The sequence below is a fragment of the Nitriliruptor sp. genome, assembly GCF_040882075.1.
Taxonomy (GTDB): domain Bacteria; phylum Actinomycetota; class Nitriliruptoria; order Nitriliruptorales; family Nitriliruptoraceae; genus Nitriliruptor.
Genome location: NZ_JBBEBZ010000004.1, coordinates 12,885 through 32,578, shown reverse-complemented (window position 1 = coordinate 32,578; position 19,694 = coordinate 12,885). Strand labels below are relative to the sequence as shown.

The window sequence follows — 19,694 nt, the reverse complement described above, 5'->3', positions numbered from 1 at the left end:
GTCTCCGCCCCGGAGTTCCCCGTGTCCGCCACCCTCTCCGCAGTCGCTGCGGCGCTCCCGCGCGCGGAGCTCCGCGGGGACGACGTCGAGGTCGTCGGTGCCACGCACGATTCCCGCCAGGTCGAGGCGGGGTGGCTGTTCTGCTGCATCGTGGGGTCCAGCACCGACGGTCACGACCACGCACCGGACGCGGTCCAGCGGGGCGCCGCGGCGCTGCTCGTCGAACGGCCGCTCGAGCTCGCCGTCCCGCAGATCGAGGTCCCGTCGGTCCGTGCCGCGGCCGGCCCCGCCGCGGCCGTCGTCCACGGACGGCCGAGCGAACACCTCACGGTCGTCGGCGTCACCGGGACCAACGGCAAGACGACCACCACCGCCCTCCTCGAGGGCGCGTTCGCGGCCGCCGGGCTCGGCACGGGCGTCATCGGGACCGTCGCGACCCGGATCCACGGTGAGACCGTGCCCGGCGTGCGCACCACCCCCGAGGGCCCCGATCTCCAGCGGCTGCTGCGGATCATGCACGAACGGGGCGTGGACGCCGTCGCCGCCGAGGTGTCTTCGCACGGGCTCGACCTCCACCGCGTCGACGGCACCCGGTTCGCCGTGGCCCTCTACACCAACCTCTCCCACGATCACCTCGACTTCCACGGGTCGATGGAGGCCTACCTGGCCGCCAAGGCACGCCTGTTCACCCCGGAGCTCGCCGATCGTGGCGTCGTGCACCTCGACGGGCCGTGGGGCCGACGGCTGCGGGACCTCTCCGAGGTCCCGATCATCACCTTCGGCGTGGACGATGACGCCGACCATCGGGTGATCGACGTCACCACCGGGACCGACGGCGGCCGCGCGGTCGTGCTCGGTCCCGACGGTCGACGCCTCGAGGTACGCACGACCCTGCTTGGCAGCTTCAACGTCCTGAACGCGGTCGGAGCGGTGCTGGCGGCGGAGGCCGCCGGCGTGCCCACCGACGCCGCCGTCGCTGGTGTCGCCGCCGCGACCGGCCCGCCCGGCCGCGTCGAGCGCATCGACGCCGGCCAACCGTTCACCGTGCTCGTCGACTACGCCCACACCCCGGACGCGCTCACGGCGCTGATCGAGGCGGTCCGCGACGTCCAGACCGCCGAGGGCCGCGTCCACGTCGTCATCGGGTGCGGTGGCGATCGTGACCGCGACAAGCGGCCAGCGATGGGCGCTGCGGCCGTGCGGGCCGACGTCGCCATCCTGACCTCCGACAACCCCCGTTCGGAGGACCCGGCGACCATCCTCGCCGCCGTCGAGGCCGGCGCCCGGGACGCGCTCGCTGCCGGCGCCGACGCGGAGCTCCACGTCGAACCCGACCGCCGCGACGCGATCGCGTCCGCGCTCGCCCGCGCTGCGCCCGGGGACGTCGTCCTCGTCGCCGGCAGGGGCCACGAGACCGGGCAGGAGCTCGCCGACCGGACGCTGCCGTTCGACGATCGCGACGTGGTCCGTGAGCTGCTCGCCGGCCGTGAGGTGCGCTCGTGATCCAGCTGACGCTCGCCGAGGTCGCCGACGCCACGGGTGGTCGCGTGGTCGGCGACCCCACCCGGACCGTCGACGCCATCGCCACGGATTCGCGGGACCTGCCGGGGGGCGCGCCGCTGTTCGTCGCCCTGCGTGGCGAGTCGGCGGACGGTCACCGCTACGTCGGCGACGTCCTCGATCGCGGAGCCGTTGCGCTCGTGGAGCAGGCCGGTGACCACGCGGGCGGCCTGGTCGTCGTCGACGACACCTGGCAGGCCATCCGTGACCTCGGCGCCCACGTGCGTCAGCGCGTCGCCCCGATCGCTGTGGCCGTCACCGGATCGGTCGGCAAGACGACGGTCAAGGACCTCACCGCGGCGGCGGTCAGCGCTGGTCGCAAGGTGTCGGCCTCCCGGGGCTCGTTCAACAACGAGCTGGGCGTCCCGCTCACCCTCCTCGGTCTCGACCACGGTGACGAGGTGCTGGTCGCCGAGATCGGCGCCCGCCACGTGGGCGACATCGCCGATCTCGCTGCACTCGTCGCCCCGGACGTCGCGATCGTCACCGCGGTCGCTGGTGTGCACCTCGAGGTCTTCGGCTCGATCGACGCCGTCGAACGCGCGAAACGGGAGCTGGTCGAGTCGCTCGGACCGGCCGGCATCGCGGTGCTGAACGGCGCGGACCCACGCGTCGCAGCGATGGCCAGCCACGCCCCCTCGGTCCTGACCGTCGGCTCCCCGGACGCCGACCTCACCGCGGCCGACGTGCGGCTCGACGGCTCGGCGCGTCCGATCTTCACCGCCCGGACCCCGTGGGGGGACACCGAGGTGCACGTGGGGGTCGCCGGTCGTCACCAGGTCGGCAACGCGTTGCTCGCGTTGGCCGTCGCCGGCCACCTCGGCGTCGACCTCGTCGCAGCCGCCGAGGGCATCGGCGGGGCGAGCGTCAGCCCCTGGCGTGGGGAGGTGACCCGCCGCGGAGGTCTGACGGTCTGCAACGACGCCTACAACGCCAACCCGACGTCGGTGCTCGCCGCCCTCGACACCTTGACCACCCTGGCTGCCGACGGGCGGTCGATCGCCGTGCTCGGCGAGATGGCCGAGATCGGTCCGACCAGCGCGGACGAGCACCGCCGCGTCGGCGGCGAACTCGCCGACCTCGCGGTGCAGCGCCTGGTCGTGGTGGGGGACGCTGCCGCTCCTCTCGCCGAGGGAGCGATCGATGCCGGCATGGACCCCGCAGCGGTCGCCCAGGTGACGGACGCCGCCGCTGCTGCCGACCACCTCGCCGGCGATCTGCGTTCCGGAGACGTCGTGCTCGTCAAGGCCTCACGGGTCGCAGGGCTCGAGGCGGTCGCCGCCCGCCTGCTCGACCCCGACACCCCGGAGGTCGCCGCCACGTGATCGCCATCCTGATCGCTGGAGCCGTCGCTGGCGGGCTCGCCCTCGTCGGTACGCCGCTCGTCATCGCCTACTTCCGCACGCGCGGGTTCGGGCAACCCATCCGAGAGGAGGGGCCCGAGAGCCACCGGTCGAAGGCCGGCACCCCGACCATGGGTGGGACGGCCATCGTGCTGGCTGCGGTGGTGGCCTACCTCGTCGCGCACATCGGGTCCGCCGACTTCACCTACACCGGCGCGCTGGTGCTCCTGACCATGGTGGGCATGGGCGTGGTCGGGTTCGCCGACGACTTCATCAAGCTGCGGCACCGGCGCAACCTCGGGCTGAACAAGACCACCAAGTTCACGGGTCAGGCCATCATCGCGGCCATCTTCGCCTTCGCCGGGCCGGCCTTCGGTGGCATCGAACAGAACGTCTCCGTCGTCGGGGACATCGCCTTCGACCTGCCCTCCTGGGCGTTCTTCGTGTGGGTGTTCCTGCTCCTGGCCGGCGCGTCCAACGCCGTCAACCTCACCGACGGTCTCGACGGTCTCGCGGCTGGATCCGGGTCGCTCATCTTCGGGGCGTTCACCCTCATCGCCTTCTGGATGTTCCGCAACCCGGCGGCCTACCCGTTCCTGTCGTCGGGCGAGGCCCTCGATATCGCGATCGTGCTCGCGGCAGCGACCGCAGCTTGCGCCGGCTTCCTGTGGCACAACGCGCCACCGGCCCGGATCTTCATGGGCGACACCGGGTCGCTCGCGCTCGGCGGCCTGCTCGCCGCGGTGGGGATCGCGACCGGCACGCAGGTGCTGCTGGTCCTGCTCGGCGGCCTGTACGTCCTCGAGACGCTGTCGGTGATCGCCCAGGTCGCGGTGTTCCGCACCACGGGCAACCGGTTGTTCCGCATGGCGCCGATCCACCACCACTTCGAGCTGCTCGGGTGGCAGGAGACCACGATCATCGTGCGGTTCTGGATCATCGCCGGTATCGGTGTGGTGACCGGGCTCGGCATCTTCTACGGCGAGTGGTGGAGCCGCTTCGGAGGTCTCGGGTGAGCGCCCCCACGACCACGACAGATCGATCCGCCCGGACCGGTCGGCTCGCTCGGCTGCGTTCCCGCTGGGAGCCGGGGCCGTGGAGCCGCGAGGCAACGGCGCTGACCGTGGTCATCGTTGTGCTCGCGCTCCTCGGGCTGGTGATGTCGTTCTCGGCGTCCTTCGTGGACGCCGCCGAGGACGGGGACCCGTTCGGGGTCTTCCGGCGACAGCTGGTCTGGCTGACCATCGGCATCCCGGCGTTCGCGCTCACCGCGAGCCTCGACCACCGGGTGTGGCGCCGGCTGGCGTGGCCGATGCTCGCGGCGTCCATCATCGGTCTGCTGCTGGTGCTGACCCCCGTCGGGGTGGAACGGTTCGGGTCCTCGCGGTGGCTCGGGTTCGGGCCGCTCGTGGTCCAGCCGACCGAGATCACCAAGCTGGCGCTCCTGCTGTGGCTCGCCGATGTGCTCGAACGAAAGCGTCCCCGCGACGGATCGCTGCAGCGCACCGACCACCTGCTCGTGCCTGCTATCCCCGTCTTCCTCGCGCTCAGCGTGCTCGTCCTGCTCCAGCCGGACCTCGGGACCACGGTGCTGCTCGGCCTCATCGTCGGGGCGGTGCTGTGGGTCGAGGGGCTCGCCGGACGCATCGTCGGGTCGCTGGTGGCCATCGCGGGACTGAGCGTGTCCGTCCTCGCCGTCGTCGAGCCCTACCGGTTCGCCCGCATCGCCGGATGGCTCCACCCCGAGGAGGACCCGCTCGGCAACGGCTACCAGCTGCTGCAGAGCCTGTACGCGATGGCCGACGGGGGGTGGTTCGGCCACGGCCTGGGCGCGTCCCGGGGCAAGTACAACTTCATCCCGAACCCCGAGACCGACTTCATCTTCGCGATCATCGGCGAGGAGCTCGGCCTGGTGGGCTCGCTCATCGTGGTCGCCATGTTCGTCGCCATCCTCCACCTCGGACTCAAGATCGCCTACCTCGCGCCGGATCCCTTCGCCCGCACCGTCGCCGCGGCGGTGACGGCGTGGATCGTCGGGCAGGCGTTCATCAACATCGGGACCGTCATCGGGCTGCTGCCCATCACCGGGGTGACCCTGCCGCTGGTGTCGGTCGGTGGGTCCTCGATGGTCTCCACGCTGGTCGCGCTCGGCATCCTCGTGGCCATCGCGCGACGCCCGGAGGTCCCCACCCGACGCTCCGGGCCCCGCCCGCTGGCTGCACCCACCGGAGGTCGTCCGTGACCCGTCGCGTCCTCGTCGCCGGTGGCGGTACCGCCGGGCACGTCTTCCCGGCGATCGCCGTCGCCCGCGCGCTGACCGTGCTCGCTCCCGACATCGAACCGGTCTTCGTCGGCGTCCCGGACCGCCTCGAAGCCGACCTCGTCCCCGCTGCCGGTTTCCGGCTCCACCACGTCGACGCGGTCCCGGTGCCACGCCGGCTGTCCCCGAAGCTGCTGAAGGTCCCGTCCGGGGTCCTCGCCTCCGTGCGCCGGTGCGAGCAGATCATCGACGACGAGGCAGCGATCGGGGTGGTCACCTTCGGTGGGTACGTGTCCTTCCCCGTCTCGTGGGCGGCCGCACGGCGCGACCTGCCCCTGGTCATCCACGAGCAGAACGCCGTGCCGGGCCTGGCGAACCGCGTGGCGTCGCGGTGGGCCGACCGCATCGCGGTCACCGTGCCCGGGTCGGCTGACCGGTTCCGCCGCGCCGAGCGGGCTGCGGTGACCGGGAACCCCGTCCGGAACGAGGTGCTCCAGCTCGACCGGGACGCCCGCCGCGCCGACGCGAGGATCCGGTTCGGCCTGGACCCGGACCTCCCGACGGTCCTGGTCTTCGGTGGCAGTCAGGGAGCGCGGCAGCTCAACCGAGCCATCGTCGGGGCGCAGCCGCTCTGGCGCGGCACGCGGATGCAGATCCTGCACGCGGCCGGTCACCGCCTGGTCGAGGAGACCGAGCAGGCTTGGGCCCGGGCTCGTGAGGAGGTCGACGGCGGCCCGCAGGTCCGCGTGCTCGACTTCATCGACGGCATGGCGGACGCCTACGCCGCGGCGGACGTCGTGGTCTGCCGAGCGGGCGCCACCTCCATCGCCGAGCTCACGGTGCTCGGGATCCCCGCGGTCCTCGTTCCCTACCCCCACGCGACGGGTGACCACCAGACCCGCAACGCCGAGGCGCTCGCGGCGGCGGGTGGCGCGTTCCTGATCCCCGACGACGAGATCGACCCTGCGTCGCTCGTCGCCGCCGTCGAGCCGCTGCTGACCGATCCCGAGCGTCACCGGACGGTCGCCGCCGCCGCCCGTTCCTTCGGACGGCCGGACGCGGCAGCGAACGTCGCTCGTCTGCTGCTCGACCTGCTCCCCACCGACACCCGCGACCCCGGAGCCGCCTCGTGACCCCCGCCCTGAGTGATCCTCGTCGTGTCCACCTCGTGGGCATCGGTGGCGCCGGCATGTCCGGGATCGCCCGGATCCTCCTGCAGCGTGGGCACACGGTGAGCGGCTCGGACCTCCGGGAGGGTCGCGCGCTCTCCGAGCTCCGTGCCCTCGGAGCCGCCGTGCACGTCGGCCACGATGCCGACCACCTCGGCGACGCCGAGATCGTGGTCACCTCGACCGCGGTCCCCGCGGACAACCCCGAGGTGGCCGCTGCCCGCAGCAGCGACCGTCAGGTGCTGCGTCGGGCCGAGATGCTCGCCGCTCTGATGGCTGACGAGCGTGCGATCCTGATCGCCGGCACCCACGGCAAGACGACGACCACCTCGATGGCCGTCGTCGCGATGCAGGCGGCTGGCCGCGATCCCTCGTTCGCGATCGGTGGCTCGCTCAACGAGTCGGGGACCAACGCCCACGCCGGCACCGACGGGGTGTTCGTCGCCGAGGCGGACGAGTCCGATCGCTCGTTCCTGGCCTATCGACCGGACCTCGCGGTGGTCACCAACCTCGAGCTCGACCACCCCGAACAGTTCGCGGACGTCGCGGACGTCGACGACAGCTTCGATGCCTTCCTGGAGCGTCGCACCTCCGGCGCGGTGGCGTGGTTGTGCCTCGACGACGCCGGCACCGGGCGGCTCGCGGAACGGCACGACAACGTGCGCACCTACGGCACCGATCCACGTGCCGACGTCTGGCTCGTGGTGGGCGACGACGGCACGCACCGGCTCCGCCACGACGGGGAGGAGCTCACCGACCTGCAGCTCGCGGTCCCCGGCCGGCACAACCTGCTGAACGCCGCCGCGGCCATCGCGGTGTGCCTCCAGCTCGGGATCGACCCGGTGGTCGCCTCGTCGGGGCTGACCCGGTTCACCGGCGCCGCCCGGCGCTACCAGCGTCTCGGGAGGGTCGCCGGCGTCGAGGTGGTCGACGACTACGCCCACCACCCGACCGAGCTGCGTGCCACGCTGGCGGCGGCCCGGGGCGACCAGCCTGGACGCGTCGTCCTCGTGGTGCAACCCCACCGCTACTCACGAACACAGGTGCTCGGCGCCGAGCTCGGTCGAGCGGCAGCGGGCGCGGACGTGGTCATCGTGACCGAGATCTACGCGTCGTCCGAGGCGCCGGTCCCAGGCGTCTCGGGACGGACCGTCGCCGACGCAGCGTCGGCTGCTGGTGCCAACGTGACCTACGTGCCGCACCTGACCGAGGTCGTCGACGCGCTCGTCGACATCGTCCGCGAGGGTGACCTCGTGCTCGTCACCGGCGCCGGTGACGTGACGCAGGTCGGCCCGGCCCTGCTCGCCCGGCTGGAGGGCGGCGCGTGACCGCGGTCGCGAGCTCCGACGGCGATCCCGTCGTCGCGACGCTCCGCTCCGCCGGGGTCGGCGAGGTGGCGCCCGGGTCGTCCCTGGCTGCGCTGACGACGCTGCGGGTCGGCGGCCCGGCGCGCGCGCTGGTGACCGCCGAGCGAGAGGCCGACCTGACCGCGGTCGCCGACGTCTGCCGCGACCACGACCTCCCCTGGCTCATCGTGGGCCGGGGCTCCAACCTCCTGATCGCCGACGCGGGGTGGCCGGGTATCGCCATCACGCTCGGCCGCGGGTTCCGTGGGGTCGACATCGATGGGGACCAGGCTCGCCTCGGTGCCGCCGAACCGCTGCCGACGGTCGCGGTGCGGCTCGCCGACGCGGGTCTCGGAGGCGCGGCCTGGGCGGTCGGGGTCCCGGGCACGGTCGGGGGCGCCGTACGGATGAACGCCGGCGCCCACGGCGGAGAGGTGTCGGACCACCTCGTCGAGGTCGACCTCGTCCGTCTCCGGACCGGCACCCGCGAGACGTGGCCGGTCGAGGCGTGCGGGCTGACCTACCGCCACAGCGACCTGCCGGACGACGCGGTGGTCGTCAGCGCGGAGTGGCGGCTCGCACCGGCCGACCGTGACACCGTTCGGGAACAGATCCGCGAGATCCGAGACTGGCGTCGCGAGCACCAGCCCCTGAACCGACCGAACTGCGGGTCGGTGTTCGCCAACCCACCGGGTGACTCCGCGGGTCGGCTCATCGAGGACGTCGGCGCCAAGGGGTTGCGCGTCGGGGGTGCCGAGGTCTCGACCAAGCACGCCAACTTCATCGTCACCAGCTCCGGGGCGACCGCCGCTGATGTCGCGGGTCTGATCGCGACCGTCCAGGACCGCGTCGAGAGCACCCACGGCATCCGGCTCCGCGCGGAGGTGGTCGTGGTCGGCGCGGTGGGGGCGGCTCCGTGACCTCGCCGCCGGTGGACACCGGCGCCGGTGGTCACATCGACGACCGGATCGCCGAACGCCGGCGTGAGGTGCGACGCGACCGCCAGCTCGCTCGCCGGCGCCGGACCTTCTGGATCGCCGGTGTCCTCGGGACCCTCCTCGTCCTGTTCGCGGTGGAGCGCAGCCCGCTGGTCGGGCTCGAATCGGTCGAGATCGTCGGTACCGACCGGTTGACGGTCGACGAGGTGCGGGAGGCGGCCGACCTCGAGCTCGGTACGTCGACGCTGCGCCTCTCGCTCGGAGCCGTCGAGGACCGTGTCGCCGCCCTCCCGTTGACCCGCGACGTCGACGCCCGCCGGCTCGACCCGCTCCGGGTGCGGATCACCGTCACCGAACGGATCCCGGTCCTCCAGGTTCGGGGTCGCGGGCAGGTCGCGCTCGTCGACCGCACCGGCCTGGTGATCGACGGTGGGCAGGTCGAGGGGCTCCCGATCGTCACCCTGCGGGACCGCCCTCCCGAGGTGGGGGGGCGGGGACCGGACCGCGGCCCGCTCGACGAGGCGGTGACGGCGTGGCGCGGGCTGTCGGGTCCCCTGCGCGCCGAGGTCGTCGGGTACGCCTCGGGTGGCGAGGGGGACCTCGACCTCGAGTTGCGGTCGGGGGTCACCGTCCGGTTCGGCCGCGCGGAACGGATCGACGAGAAGGTCCGTGCGCTCGGCGCCGTGCTCGAGGACGTGGGATCGACCGAGGTCAGCGCCATCGACGTGCGCGCACCTGCACGGCCCGTCGTGGTGCCCTGACCGACGGTCCCGCATCCGGTACCGGATCTGGAGAACCACGCCGCGGTTCGCAAGATCCTGGCTGTTCCGCGGCTCGGGTCGTTCCACGGTTCGGTCGTCCTGGACGTGGGTTCCCGACCGGGCCCGGTCGCACGGCCGGGCGCCGTGCTTGACCCTGCTCGACCGACACGTCTACCGTCCGCCCTCACGCCGAGGTTGACATAACTATAGACCTCTACTTGAGGTTCAGGGTTGCGACGACGGCGCGTCGCGAGCTCACGGGGATGTCCACCGACCCCGAGGCCGCGCGGAGCAACACCGGCAACAGACCCAGATCGACGAGCCCACGGACCGTGGTGCGCCGCTCCGGCGGCGGGAGGAAAGACCAGTGGCGGCGAGCCCCACCAACTACCTGGCCGTGATCAAGGTCGTCGGCATCGGCGGTGGCGGCGTGAACGCCGTCAACCGCATGATCGATGCGGGCCTGCGCGGCGTCGAGTTCATCGCGATCAACACCGACGCTCAGGCGCTGCTGATGTCCGACGCGGACGTCAAGCTCGACGTCGGTCGTGAGCTCACCCGTGGGCTCGGCGCTGGTGCCGACCCCGACCTCGGACGCAAGGCTGCCGACGACCACCGAGACGAGATCGTCGAGGTGCTCAAGGGCGCGGACATGGTGTTCGTGACCGCGGGCGAGGGTGGCGGCACCGGCACCGGTGGTGCCCCGATCGTCGCGCAGGTGGCCAAGGAGCTCGGCGCGCTGACCATCGGTGTCGTGACCCGCCCGTTCACCTTCGAGGGGCGGCGCCGCTCTCAGCAGGCCGAGACCGGCATCAGCCAGCTGAAGGACGAGGTCGACACCCTCATCGTCATCCCGAACGACCGGCTGCTGCAGATCGCCGACGGCGAGACCTCCGTGGTCGACGCCTTCGCGCTCGCCGACGAGGTGCTGCTGCAGGGAGTGCAGGGCATCACCGACCTGATCACGACGCCGGGCCTGATCAACCTCGACTTCGCCGACGTCCGCACCGTCATGCGGGACGCCGGCAGCGCGCTGATGGGCATCGGCAAGGCCCGCGGCGACTCCCGCGCGCTCGAGGCCGCCAAGCTCGCGATCAGCTCGCCGCTGCTCGAGGCCTCGATCGACGGGGCACGCGGGGTCCTGCTGATGCTCGCCGGTGGCTCGAACCTCGGCCTGTTCGAGGTCAACGAGGCCGCGGACGTCATCACCCAGGCCGCCCACCCGGACGCCAACATCATCTTCGGTGCGGTCATCGACGACTCGCTCGGCGACGAGGTCAAGGTCACCGTCATCGCCGCGGGCTTCGACGAGGCCGAGCCGCTCGAGCAGCAGGGCCAGTTCCTGCACCAGTCGGCCGCGCCGGCCCCCGGTTCGCTCGGGCTGCGGGACGACGAGGATGACGACGAGGATGAGGTCTTCCGCGCCGATCCGCCCCGAGGGTCCGGCAACGAACGCATCGTGGTCGACGCGACCGACGAGGGCGACGACGGGCTCGATGTCCCCTCCTTCCTGCGCTGACTTGGCGCCGCTGGTCCTGATCGTCGATCTCGGTCCGGGCGTCCGAGCGGCGGTCACGGGCCGGGACGCCGCTGCTCCAGCGACGGCGGTCGGCGTGCCGGGCAACCTCGGTCACCGACGGCCCCACCGGCCCGCTGACCTCGCGGCTGCGCGGCGCTCGGTCGGTGCGGCGACGGAGACCGACCCGACGGCGTGGCACCTGATGCGTCAGGTGCACGGCGCATCGGTCGCGGTGGTCGGCGCTGACACCCCGCCGGGTCAGGAGCTGCGCGACGTGGACGCGCTGGTGACCGCGGAGCCCGGCCGTGCGCTCGTGGTCCAGACGGCCGACTGCGTGCCCCTGCTGCTGGCTGGTCCCTCCACGGTCGCGGCGGTGCACGCCGGCCGGGTGGGCTTCGCGCTCGGTGTGGTGGACGCGACGCTGCGCGAACTCGCCCGGCTCGGCGACCCGCCCGAGCAGCTCCGTGCCGCCGTCGGTCCCGCGATCGGAGGCTGCTGCTACGAGGTGCCGGCCGAGATGCGCGACGAGGTCGCGAGCACCGCGCCCGAGGTCGCGGCCGAGACCTCGTGGGGGACCCCCGCGCTCGACCTGCCGGCGGGGGTCGTCGCAGCCCTGCGGGTGGCAGGGGTCCCCACGATCGAGCGGATCGGTGGGTGCACGCGGTGCGACCCGGGGGAGCGCTGGTTCAGCCACCGCGGCGATCCGGCCACGGGACGGCAGTTCGGCCTCATCGTCCGCGGATCGGCGGTGGCAGCGTGACCGAGCACCGGGTGGCCGAGCGGCTGGACGAGGTCCGGGCCCGCATCACCCGCGCCTGTGCGGACGCCGGTCGGTCCCCGGCGTCGGTCGCTCTCATCGCCGTGACCAAGACCCACCCGCCGGAGCTGGCAAGGGCCGCCGTCGCCGCGGGGGAGAGGGATCTGGGTGAGAACCGCATCGAGGAGCTCGTCGCGAAGGCACCGTTCGTCGGCGGGGCGCGTTGGCACCTCATCGGGCAGCTCCAGCGCCGCAAGGTCCGCGACGTCATCGGACGCCAGATCTTGGTCCACGCCCTCGACCGCCGCTCGCTCGCGGACGCGTTGTCGCGACGTGCAGCGGACGCGGGGGCGGTGCAGCGCGTCCTCGTCCAGGTCAACGTGGGCGACGACCCCCGGAAGGGCGGGTGCCAGGTCGACGACGCGCTCGACCTCGTCGCCTACGCTCGGGATCTGCCGCACCTGACCGTCGAGGGGCTGATGACCGTCCCGCCGTTACCACCGGACGGCACCGACGCCAACGCGGCGGCACGACCACACTTCGCCTCCCTGCGAGCCCTGCGCGACGACGCGCGGTCCCGGTTCGCGGAGGTGGCGCACCTGTCGATGGGCATGTCGGCCGACCTCGAGGCGGCCATCGCCGAGGGGGCCACCATGGTCCGCGTCGGCAGCGCGATCTTCGGCGAGCGGGGCGCCAGCCCGTGGCAGCCGTCGGACCACGACGCACCGACCCTCCCGCCGAGCGCACCGTCGCCGGCCGGGGTGGCGGTGGACACGGAGGAGCAGCGATGAGCAGCGGCCTGTGGTACCGGACCCTGGTCTACCTCGGCCTCAAGGAGGAACCCGAGGAGGGCTACGACGACCTGCCCGAGCGGGTCACCGACACGTCGCGGCGTGGCGACGCGGGGTACTGGGAACAGCGTCCCGCTCCCGAACCAGCCGCGGGCGGTCACGAGCGTTTCGATCCGGTCGGCGATCCCGACCTCGACCCCGACCGTCCCCGCAGCGTCGGTGGCGACTCCAACGTGCGACCGCTCCGTGTGGCCGACGCGGGGCACGCTCGTTCGCGAGGTGGCGTCCGGCTCGCCGTCGTCGAGGTCGGCAGGTTCGACGACGTCGAACAGGTCGGGTCGCGGTACCGGACCGGCCAGCCGGTGCTCTTCGACGTCAGCGGCGCCGACGGGGCCACCGCCCGTCGCGTGGTCGACTTCGTCTCCGGGCTCACCTACGCGCTCCGAGGCCGGATGACCAAGGTCGGGACCCGAGCGTTCCTGCTCGTCCCCGACGGCGTGTCGCTCCCGGACGATGAGGTCCGCCGTCTCACCACGCTCGGGTACCGCCTGCCGACGGGGAGCGACTCCTGATGGGAGCCGGCTACAACATCGCGACGGCGACCTTCCTCGCGCTCGCGGACGCGGTGTTCCTCTACACCCTGGTCATGCTCGCCTACGTCGTCTTCTCGTGGGTGCCGCGCCCCCCCGAGCCGCTCGTCCCGATCAGGCTCGGGAGCGCCGCGATGGTCGATCCGCTCCTGCGGCCGCTGCGCCGGATCATCCCGCCGTTGCGGCTCGGCGGCATCGCGCTCGACCTCAGCATCATCCTGCTCTTCATCGCAGCCAGCCTCACCCGCAACGTCCTGGCCCGGTTGGCGGCCGCGGCCGCGGGTTGATCCGTCCCCCTCGTGCCTCGGAGCGATCGGCGTGGACCTGAGCCCCGACGACATCGTCAGCTACCGCTTCAAGCAGTCGCTGCGCGGCTACGCGGTCGACGAGGTGGACGCGCTTCTCGACCGGCTCGCCGACCAGGTCGAGAACCAGCTCGCGGAGCTCGAGCAGCTACGCGACCGGGTCGCCGTCGCCGAGGAGATCGCCGATCGCACGCGACGGAACGAGGCGACCATCCAGCGGACCTTGGTCACGGCCCAGGAGGCGGCCGAGCGGAGCACGGCCGACGCCGCGACGCAGGCGGAACGGACCCTCGCGGAGGCGAACGAGGATGCCGATCGGATCCGTCGCGAGGCCGAGGAGGATGCCGCCCAGCGTCGCGATGGCGCCGACGACGAGGCGGCTCGGATCGTCGGCGAAGCGCAGCAGCTCGCCCGTCGCGAAGCTGAAGCGGCGCGCGCCCGGGTCGATGAGGCGGCGCGCCGCCACGCGGACGTGATCGCCAGGATCGCCGAACATCGTGACGCGCTGCGTCAGCACCTCGCGACCCTCGAGGAGCTGACCGAGAGCAGCCCGCTGGAACCGCGGCCCGATCTGGTGGCCGGTGAGCTGCCGACCGAGGGGACCGGCGGCGGCGCCGATGACCCCGGCGGACCGTTGCGCGTGCGCGTCAGCGACCACCGTCGGGGGCCGTCGCCGGCGTCACCTCCGCTAGGGTCACGCCCACGCGACGGGGGCTAGTCCCGCGCGCGCGTCACCCTCGAACGTTTCGGGCGTTCAGGTGGGGGCGCGAGGGAACGACCCGCGGAGACGCCGCGGGCACGGGAGCGCAAGGTTCACCGGTGATCTTCCTCAGCTTGGTGCTCGTCATCGTGGCAGCCGTCACGCTGGTCCTCGGCGTCTTCCAGGACGGCTTGGTGCTCATCTACGTGTCGATCGCGACCTGCGTCGCGGCGATGGCGGTCCTCGGCGCCGGCGTGCTCCTGCGCCGTCGTGAGGAGGCCAGCACGTCGCCGACCGGCTACGCCGGCGCGACGCCGGTCAGCGACGCGAGCGACGGTCGGATCGCCCGCACGCCGGCTCCGACCGCGCGAGACACGGCTGGTACGGCGCCCGCGACCGAGCGCACGGCCGTCGTCAAGAAGGTCGAGACCAGCCCGGCGGCGCGGGCGGACAGCCCCGGCGCCGGCGCTGCTGCAGGGACCGCCGGCGCCGCAGCCGGTGCAGCTGCTGGTTCGAGCTCCGCTTCGGCGCCACCGTCCCGTCCCGCCGCCAAGCGAGCGGTGGTGCGTCGCGCTCGCGTCGACGAGTCGGCCGCATCCACACCGGCGGCGGAGACGACGTCGGAAGTTGCGGGCTCGCCTCGCCCCGCGACACGTCCCGACGACGCGGCCTCGCCTGTCGCTCGGGTCACTGACCCGACGACCGAGCTCCCCGCGACGCCCCGGCCGACGGAGCAGACGTCGGCCGGCTCCGCACCCGCTGAGCCGACGGCACCGCCCGCGGCCGCGGTGAAGAAGGCCGCGGTGAAGAAGGCCACGGCGAAGAGAGCGACCGCGAAGAAGGCGACCGCGAAGAAGGCGACCGCGAAGAAGGCGACCGCGAAGAAGGCGGCGACGAAGCGGACGGCTGCGGCGGCCCCGGTCGAGAAGCCGGCCGTGAAGAAGGCGACCGCGGCGGCCCCGGTCGAGAAGGCGACGGCGAAGAAGGCCGCAACCAAGAAGGCCGCAACCAAGAAGGCCGCAACCAAGAAGGCCGCAACCAAGAAGGCGACGGCCACGAAGGCGACGGGCAAGAAGGCGACGGGCAGACGGAACGCCGACGCCCTGTCGGAGATCCGCGGTCTCGGGCCCGGCAAGCGCGACGCGCTCCTCGCCCGCTTCGGCTCGGTGGACGGCATCGCTGCCGCCAGCGTCGACGACATCAGCGCCATCCCCGGCATCGGCACGGGCCTGGCCGCGACCATCAAGCAGCAGCTCGGCTGACCTCGCTCCGTACCGACGACGCCCGGCCACGTGCCGGGTGTCGTCCGTTCCGGGCCCTCACGAGCGGGCGAGGGGCCGTCCCGCCCGCGCGACGGCGAGCTCGAGGAGCACCTGTCGTTCCTCATCGTGCGTCGGTCCGCCGGGTCGGTCCTGGAGCGCGGCGAGACGCGCGGCGAGACGCGCGACGGCGGCGTGCACGGCGTCGAACCGCCGCTTGGCAGCTCGATCGGGCAGCGAGCGACGCGTCGTCAGGAGGCGACGCCAGTCCGAGAACGCGATCAGCTCCCCGACCCGCAGCGCGTACCGCGTCGTGAGCGCCGGCACGTGGGTGACGAACCTGCGTGCTTCCCGTCGACGTGCGATGGCCAGTCCGGTCGCTGCCGCTGCGAAGAGCGCCACGACACCGAGCAACAGGATCGGGGCGACGACGGCCCGGTCACGTCGATCGCGACCACGGTCGTGGCGTTCCACGCCGCGTGAAGCGCGATGGCTCCGGTGGCTCCGGTGGCTCCGGTGGCTCCGGTGGCTCGGGCGGCGGACTCACGGCTTCGAGGGATAGCCGCGTGCGACGTCACGCGCGGCCCGCTCGAGCGGGTGGTCCCGGTAGCCGTAGCGGGCCGAGAGCCAGACGTAGGCGGGGAGCAGGAACGGGCCGAGCCGCTCGCTCTGCCGCACGTGCGCGACCTCGTGGCTCAGGAGCGCCGCCGAGGGCTGTCCGTGACGGGCGAGCACCACCTGGCCGATCGTGTTGGCGTCCGCTCCGACCATCGCGAGGGCGGCGCCGGAGGGTCCGCGGACCCCGGCGGCCACGAGACACCCGTGGACGGGATCCCACCGTGGGACGGCGCCGCCGAGCAGCCCGAGGACCACGCCTGCGGTCGTCAGCGGCGAGGCCCAGAGCGCGGCGGCGAACCGGCCGATCACCGTGGTCGGCCGCTGCGGACGCCAGGCGGCGAGCGCGCCGCCGACGCGACCCGGCTCACGGAGGGGATCGACCACGCTGGCGGCGGACGCGGGCGCCAGGTCGCCCCGACGGACCCGTGTCATCTCGGTGCGTTGCCGGACGACCCCGATGAAGCCGGCGGCCAGCGTCGCTGCGGCGGTGACGGTCAGCACCCCGCGCGTGGTGATCACGTCCGCACCCAGATACGGGCCTGACCGAGCGAACCGAGGTCGACCGGCACGGCGTCGCTCGCGGGCATCCGGTGGACGCTGGTGGCCAGCACCTCACGGGCGACCACGTCGTACCACCCACCGGCATCGAGGTCGGCGTCGAGCTCCTCGGGGGTGACCGCGACGACCAGCTCGATGCGGTCGTCGAGCGCGAGCCCGGTCGCCTTGCGCTGGTCGTTGACGGCGCGCACGAGCTCACGGGCGGCGCCCTCGACCTCGAGCTCCCGCGTCAGGGCGGTGTCGAGGGCGAAGGAGGTGCTGCCGTCCGCCGCGACCGCCCAGCCGGTCCGCGGCGTCTCCACCACCTCGACCATCTCACGCGTGACGGTCACGGCATCGCCCCCGACCTCGAGCTGTGCGTCCCCGGTCGTCTCGAGCGAGACCGCGAGCGCACCGGCCGCCTCCGGGCCCAGCACCTGGAGCGCCTTCGCGACCTCGGGGGCGCGCTTCTGGAAGGCCGGTCCGAGCGCCCGGAAGTTCGGCTTGACCGACCGCTCGACGAGGTCGCCGGTGCCGTCCGACAGCTCGATGGCCTTCACGTTGAGCTCATCGGCGACCTCCGACAGCAGCTCGGCGAGAGCCGCGCGTTCGTCGGGTGGCACGGTCACCAGCGCACGCGCCAGCGGCTGGCGCACCTTGACGGCGCTGTCGGTCCGCGCCTGGCGGCCGAGCTCGACCACCCGCCGGGTCGTGGTCATCGCCGCTCGCAACGGCTCGTCGCGCCACTCGGCGGCGGCCACGGGGAAGTCGGCGAGGTGGACCGATGCGGGTGCGTCAGGATCCTGCGACACGACCAGGTCCTGCCACAGCTGATCGGCCAGGAACGGTGTGAACGGTGCGAGGAGCTTCGACAGGGTGACGAGGCAGGTGTGGAGGGTCGCGTAGGCGGCCAGCTTGTCCGGCTGGTCCTCACCCGAGGCCTTCCAGAACCGGCGGCGACCCCGTCGCACGTACCAGTTCGACAGGTCGTCCACGAAGCGCTCGAGCCGGCGCGTGGAGGTGGACACGTCGAACCGCTCCAGCGACGCGTCGACGGTGTCGACCAGGTCGGCGAGCTCAGCGAGCACCCACCGGTCCGACGCCGGCCGGTCCGCGACGTCCGGGACCGCCGGGTCCGACAGATCGATGCCGTCGAGCCGGGCGTAGGTGGTGAAGAAGACGTGGGTGTTCCACAGCGTCAGCAGGAACCGCCGCACGATGTCCTCGAGCAGCTGGTGCCCGACGCGCCGTGACAGCCACGGGCTGCCCTCGGCCATCATCAGCCAGCGCAGCGCGTCCGCGCCGTGGCGCTCGATCAGCTCCCAGGGGTCGATGATGTTGCCCGCGGACTTCGACATCTTGCGCCCGTCCTCGTCCACGATGTGGCCGAGGCACACGCACGCCCGGTACGAGCTGTCACCGAACAGCAGGGTGGATTCCGCCAGCAGCGTGTAGAACCAGCCGCGCGTCTGGTCGATCGCTTCGCAGATGTAGTCGGCGGGGTAGTGGCGCTGGAACTCCTCGACGCCGGTGTGCGGGTAGCCCCACTGGGCGTAGGGCATGGCGCCCGAGTCGAACCACGCGTCGGCGACGTCCGGCACCCGGTGCGCCGTCGCACCGCAGTTCTCGCAGGGCACCGTCACGTCGTCGACGTACGGCCGGTGTGGGTCGAGCTCGCTGTGGTCCGCACCGGTCAGCTCCGAGAGGTGCGCACGTGAGGACACGACCGTGACGTGGTCGCAGTCGTCACACCGCCAGAACGGCAGCGGGGTGCCCCAGTACCGATCGCGGGAGAGCGCCCAGTCGACGTTGTTCTCGAGCCACTTGCCGAAGCGGCCGTCGCGGATGTGTTCGGGGTGCCAGTCGATGGTCGCGTTGTTGGCCAGCAGCTGGTCGCGCACGGCGGTCGTGCGGATGTACCACGAGGGCTTGGCCCAGTAGATGAGCGGCCGCTTGCAGCGCCAACAGAACGGGTAGGTGTGGGTGTAGCTCGCCGCACGCAGCAGCAGGCCGCGCTCGTCGAGGTCGGCCTGGATCGCCTCATCGGCGTCCTTGACGAAGAGGCCCTCCCACGGGCCGGTGGTGAAGCGCGCGTCGGGCCCCACCGGGTTGACGATCGGTAGCCCCTCGCGTCGACCCACGGCCATGTCGTCGGCACCGAAGGCGGGAGCGAGGTGGACGATGCCGGACCCGTCGGTGGTGGTCACGAAGTCGGCCGCGAGCACGAACCGCCAGTCGGCACCGGCGTCCGGGGGCTGGGCCCAGTCGTACGGCGCGCGGTAGTGCAGGCCGATGAGCTGGTCGGCGGTGAGCTCCTCGACCACCTCGGCGTCGTCGCCGAGGACGGTCTCGACCAGGTCTCGGGCGAGGATCAGCTCGTCGTCCGAACCCGCCTCGCGGGCGATGGCGTACACGACTTCCGGCCCGACGGCGCAGGCGGTGTTCGAGGGCAGGGTCCAGGGTGTGGTGGTCCAGACCACCAGGCTCGCGCCGCGTTCGGCGAGCGGACCCTCGGTCACGGGGAAGCGCACGTGGACGGAGGGGTCGTCGGTCTCGGCGTAGCCCTGGGCGACCTCGGCGTCGGACAGCGCGGTCCCGCAGCGGCCGCAGTAGGGGGCGACCCGGAAGTCCTCGAAGATCAGGTCGCGGTCCCACAGCTGCGACAGACCCCACCACAGCGAGTCGACGTACTCGGGGTCCATCGTGCGGTACGCGTCGTCCATGTCGACCCAGAACGCGATGCGTTCGGTGAGCTCCTCGAAGGCGCCGACGTAGCGTCCGACCGATTCGCGGCACCGTTCGTTGAACGCCTCGATGCCGTACGTCTCGATGTCGGTCTTCGAGTCGAGCCCGAGCTCCTTCTCGACCTCGAGCTCGACGGGCAGGCCGTGGCAGTCCCAGCCACCCTTGCGGCGGACCGATGCGCCCTTCATCGTCCGGTACCGCGGGAAGACGTCCTTGAAGACCCGCGCCTCGACGTGGTGGGTGCCGGGTCGGCCGTTGGCGGTCGGCGGGCCCTCGTAGAAGGTCCACACGGGGCCGTCGGCACGCTGCTCGACCGAGGTGGCGAACACATCGAGCTCGGCCCACCGCTCGAGCAGGTGGCGTTCGATAGCCGGCAGATCCGGCCTACCGGTCACCTCGGGCCAGCTGGTCGGCGTCACGGGGGAGTGGTCGCTCATCGCTGCGTGCCTCACGTCGGTGCCGTCCACCCGGGACGGCACGGGGTGCGTGCCGGTGT

18 protein-coding genes are annotated in these 19,694 nt (G+C 72.8%); 15 read left to right on the top strand and 3 right to left on the bottom strand.

Going from position 1 to position 19,694, the window contains the following annotated elements:
- The first annotated feature begins 21 nt into the window (after positions 1-21).
- The 15 genes from WEB03_RS00400 to WEB03_RS00330 all read left to right on the top strand — a co-directional run bounded on the left by WEB03_RS00400 (position 22) and on the right by WEB03_RS00330 (position 15,301).
- Positions 22-1,503: a UDP-N-acetylmuramoyl-L-alanyl-D-glutamate--2,6-diaminopimelate ligase gene (locus tag WEB03_RS00400; protein ID WP_368068994.1), complete on the top strand. Its 1,482-nt coding sequence runs from the start codon at positions 22-24 to the stop codon at positions 1,501-1,503.
- A complete protein-coding gene (murF, locus tag WEB03_RS00395) occupies positions 1,500-2,885 on the top strand; it encodes a UDP-N-acetylmuramoyl-tripeptide--D-alanyl-D-alanine ligase (RefSeq protein ID WP_368068993.1) in 1,386 nt (461 codons plus the stop codon). The genes WEB03_RS00400 and murF overlap by 4 nt, the downstream gene beginning before the upstream one ends.
- The gene (gene mraY, locus WEB03_RS00390; RefSeq protein WP_368068992.1) at positions 2,882-3,919 is read left to right on the top strand and encodes a phospho-N-acetylmuramoyl-pentapeptide-transferase; all 1,038 of its coding nucleotides are present in this window, start codon (positions 2,882-2,884) and stop codon (positions 3,917-3,919) included. Before murF ends, mraY begins: the two co-directional genes overlap by 4 nt.
- A gap of 107 nt (positions 3,920-4,026) precedes the next feature.
- Entirely contained in the window at positions 4,027-5,145 is a 1,119-nt protein-coding gene (gene ftsW, locus WEB03_RS00385) for a putative lipid II flippase FtsW (RefSeq protein WP_368068991.1), read from the top strand.
- Entirely contained in the window at positions 5,142-6,296 is a 1,155-nt protein-coding gene (gene murG / locus WEB03_RS00380) for an undecaprenyldiphospho-muramoylpentapeptide beta-N-acetylglucosaminyltransferase (RefSeq protein WP_368068990.1), read from the top strand. Before ftsW ends, murG begins: the two co-directional genes overlap by 4 nt.
- Positions 6,293-7,660: a UDP-N-acetylmuramate--L-alanine ligase gene (gene murC / locus WEB03_RS00375; protein WP_368068989.1), complete on the top strand. Its 1,368-nt coding sequence runs from the start codon at positions 6,293-6,295 to the stop codon at positions 7,658-7,660. Before murG ends, murC begins: the two co-directional genes overlap by 4 nt.
- Positions 7,657-8,598: a UDP-N-acetylmuramate dehydrogenase gene (gene murB, locus WEB03_RS00370; protein ID WP_368068988.1), complete on the top strand. Its 942-nt coding sequence runs from the start codon at positions 7,657-7,659 to the stop codon at positions 8,596-8,598. The genes murC and murB overlap by 4 nt, the downstream gene beginning before the upstream one ends.
- Entirely contained in the window at positions 8,595-9,377 is a 783-nt protein-coding gene (locus WEB03_RS00365; RefSeq protein ID WP_368068987.1) for a cell division protein FtsQ/DivIB, read from the top strand. The genes murB and WEB03_RS00365 overlap by 4 nt, the downstream gene beginning before the upstream one ends.
- A gap of 367 nt (positions 9,378-9,744) precedes the next feature.
- Positions 9,745-10,896, top strand: coding sequence for a cell division protein FtsZ (ftsZ, locus tag WEB03_RS00360; protein WP_368068986.1), 1,152 nt, complete (start codon positions 9,745-9,747; stop codon positions 10,894-10,896).
- The gene (locus WEB03_RS00355; RefSeq protein ID WP_368068985.1) at positions 10,874-11,656 is read left to right on the top strand and encodes a polyphenol oxidase family protein; all 783 of its coding nucleotides are present in this window, start codon (positions 10,874-10,876) and stop codon (positions 11,654-11,656) included. The genes ftsZ and WEB03_RS00355 overlap by 23 nt, the downstream gene beginning before the upstream one ends.
- Positions 11,653-12,444, top strand: a complete 792-nt coding sequence (locus tag WEB03_RS00350) for a YggS family pyridoxal phosphate-dependent enzyme (RefSeq protein WP_368068984.1) — start codon at positions 11,653-11,655, stop codon at positions 12,442-12,444. The genes WEB03_RS00355 and WEB03_RS00350 overlap by 4 nt, the downstream gene beginning before the upstream one ends.
- Entirely contained in the window at positions 12,441-13,016 is a 576-nt protein-coding gene (locus WEB03_RS00345; protein WP_368068983.1) for a cell division protein SepF, read from the top strand. Before WEB03_RS00350 ends, WEB03_RS00345 begins: the two co-directional genes overlap by 4 nt.
- A complete protein-coding gene (locus WEB03_RS00340) occupies positions 13,016-13,321 on the top strand; it encodes a YggT family protein (RefSeq protein ID WP_368068982.1) in 306 nt (101 codons plus the stop codon). Before WEB03_RS00345 ends, WEB03_RS00340 begins: the two co-directional genes overlap by 1 nt.
- A 31-nt stretch (positions 13,322-13,352) precedes the next feature.
- Entirely contained in the window at positions 13,353-14,057 is a 705-nt protein-coding gene (locus WEB03_RS00335; protein ID WP_368068981.1) for a DivIVA domain-containing protein, read from the top strand.
- 101 nt (positions 14,058-14,158) lie between these two features.
- Complete coding sequence (locus WEB03_RS00330; RefSeq protein ID WP_368068980.1) at positions 14,159-15,301, top strand: helix-hairpin-helix domain-containing protein; 1,143 nt, start codon at positions 14,159-14,161, stop codon at positions 15,299-15,301.
- Positions 15,302-15,358: 57 nt separating this feature from the next.
- Here the strand turns inward: WEB03_RS00330 and WEB03_RS00325 are convergent, their stop codons facing one another.
- The 3 genes from WEB03_RS00325 to ileS form a co-directional block, all read right to left on the bottom strand.
- Positions 15,359-15,772: a hypothetical protein gene (locus WEB03_RS00325; RefSeq protein ID WP_368068979.1), complete on the bottom strand. Its 414-nt coding sequence runs from the start codon at positions 15,770-15,772 to the stop codon at positions 15,359-15,361.
- Positions 15,773-15,841: 69 nt separating this feature from the next.
- The gene (locus tag WEB03_RS00320) at positions 15,842-16,435 is read right to left on the bottom strand and encodes a hypothetical protein (RefSeq protein WP_368068978.1); all 594 of its coding nucleotides are present in this window, start codon (positions 16,433-16,435) and stop codon (positions 15,842-15,844) included.
- Positions 16,432-19,635, bottom strand: a complete 3,204-nt coding sequence (gene ileS / locus WEB03_RS00315; RefSeq protein WP_368068977.1) for an isoleucine--tRNA ligase — start codon at positions 19,633-19,635, stop codon at positions 16,432-16,434. The genes WEB03_RS00320 and ileS overlap by 4 nt, the downstream gene beginning before the upstream one ends.
- Positions 19,636-19,694: the final 59 nt, after the last annotated feature.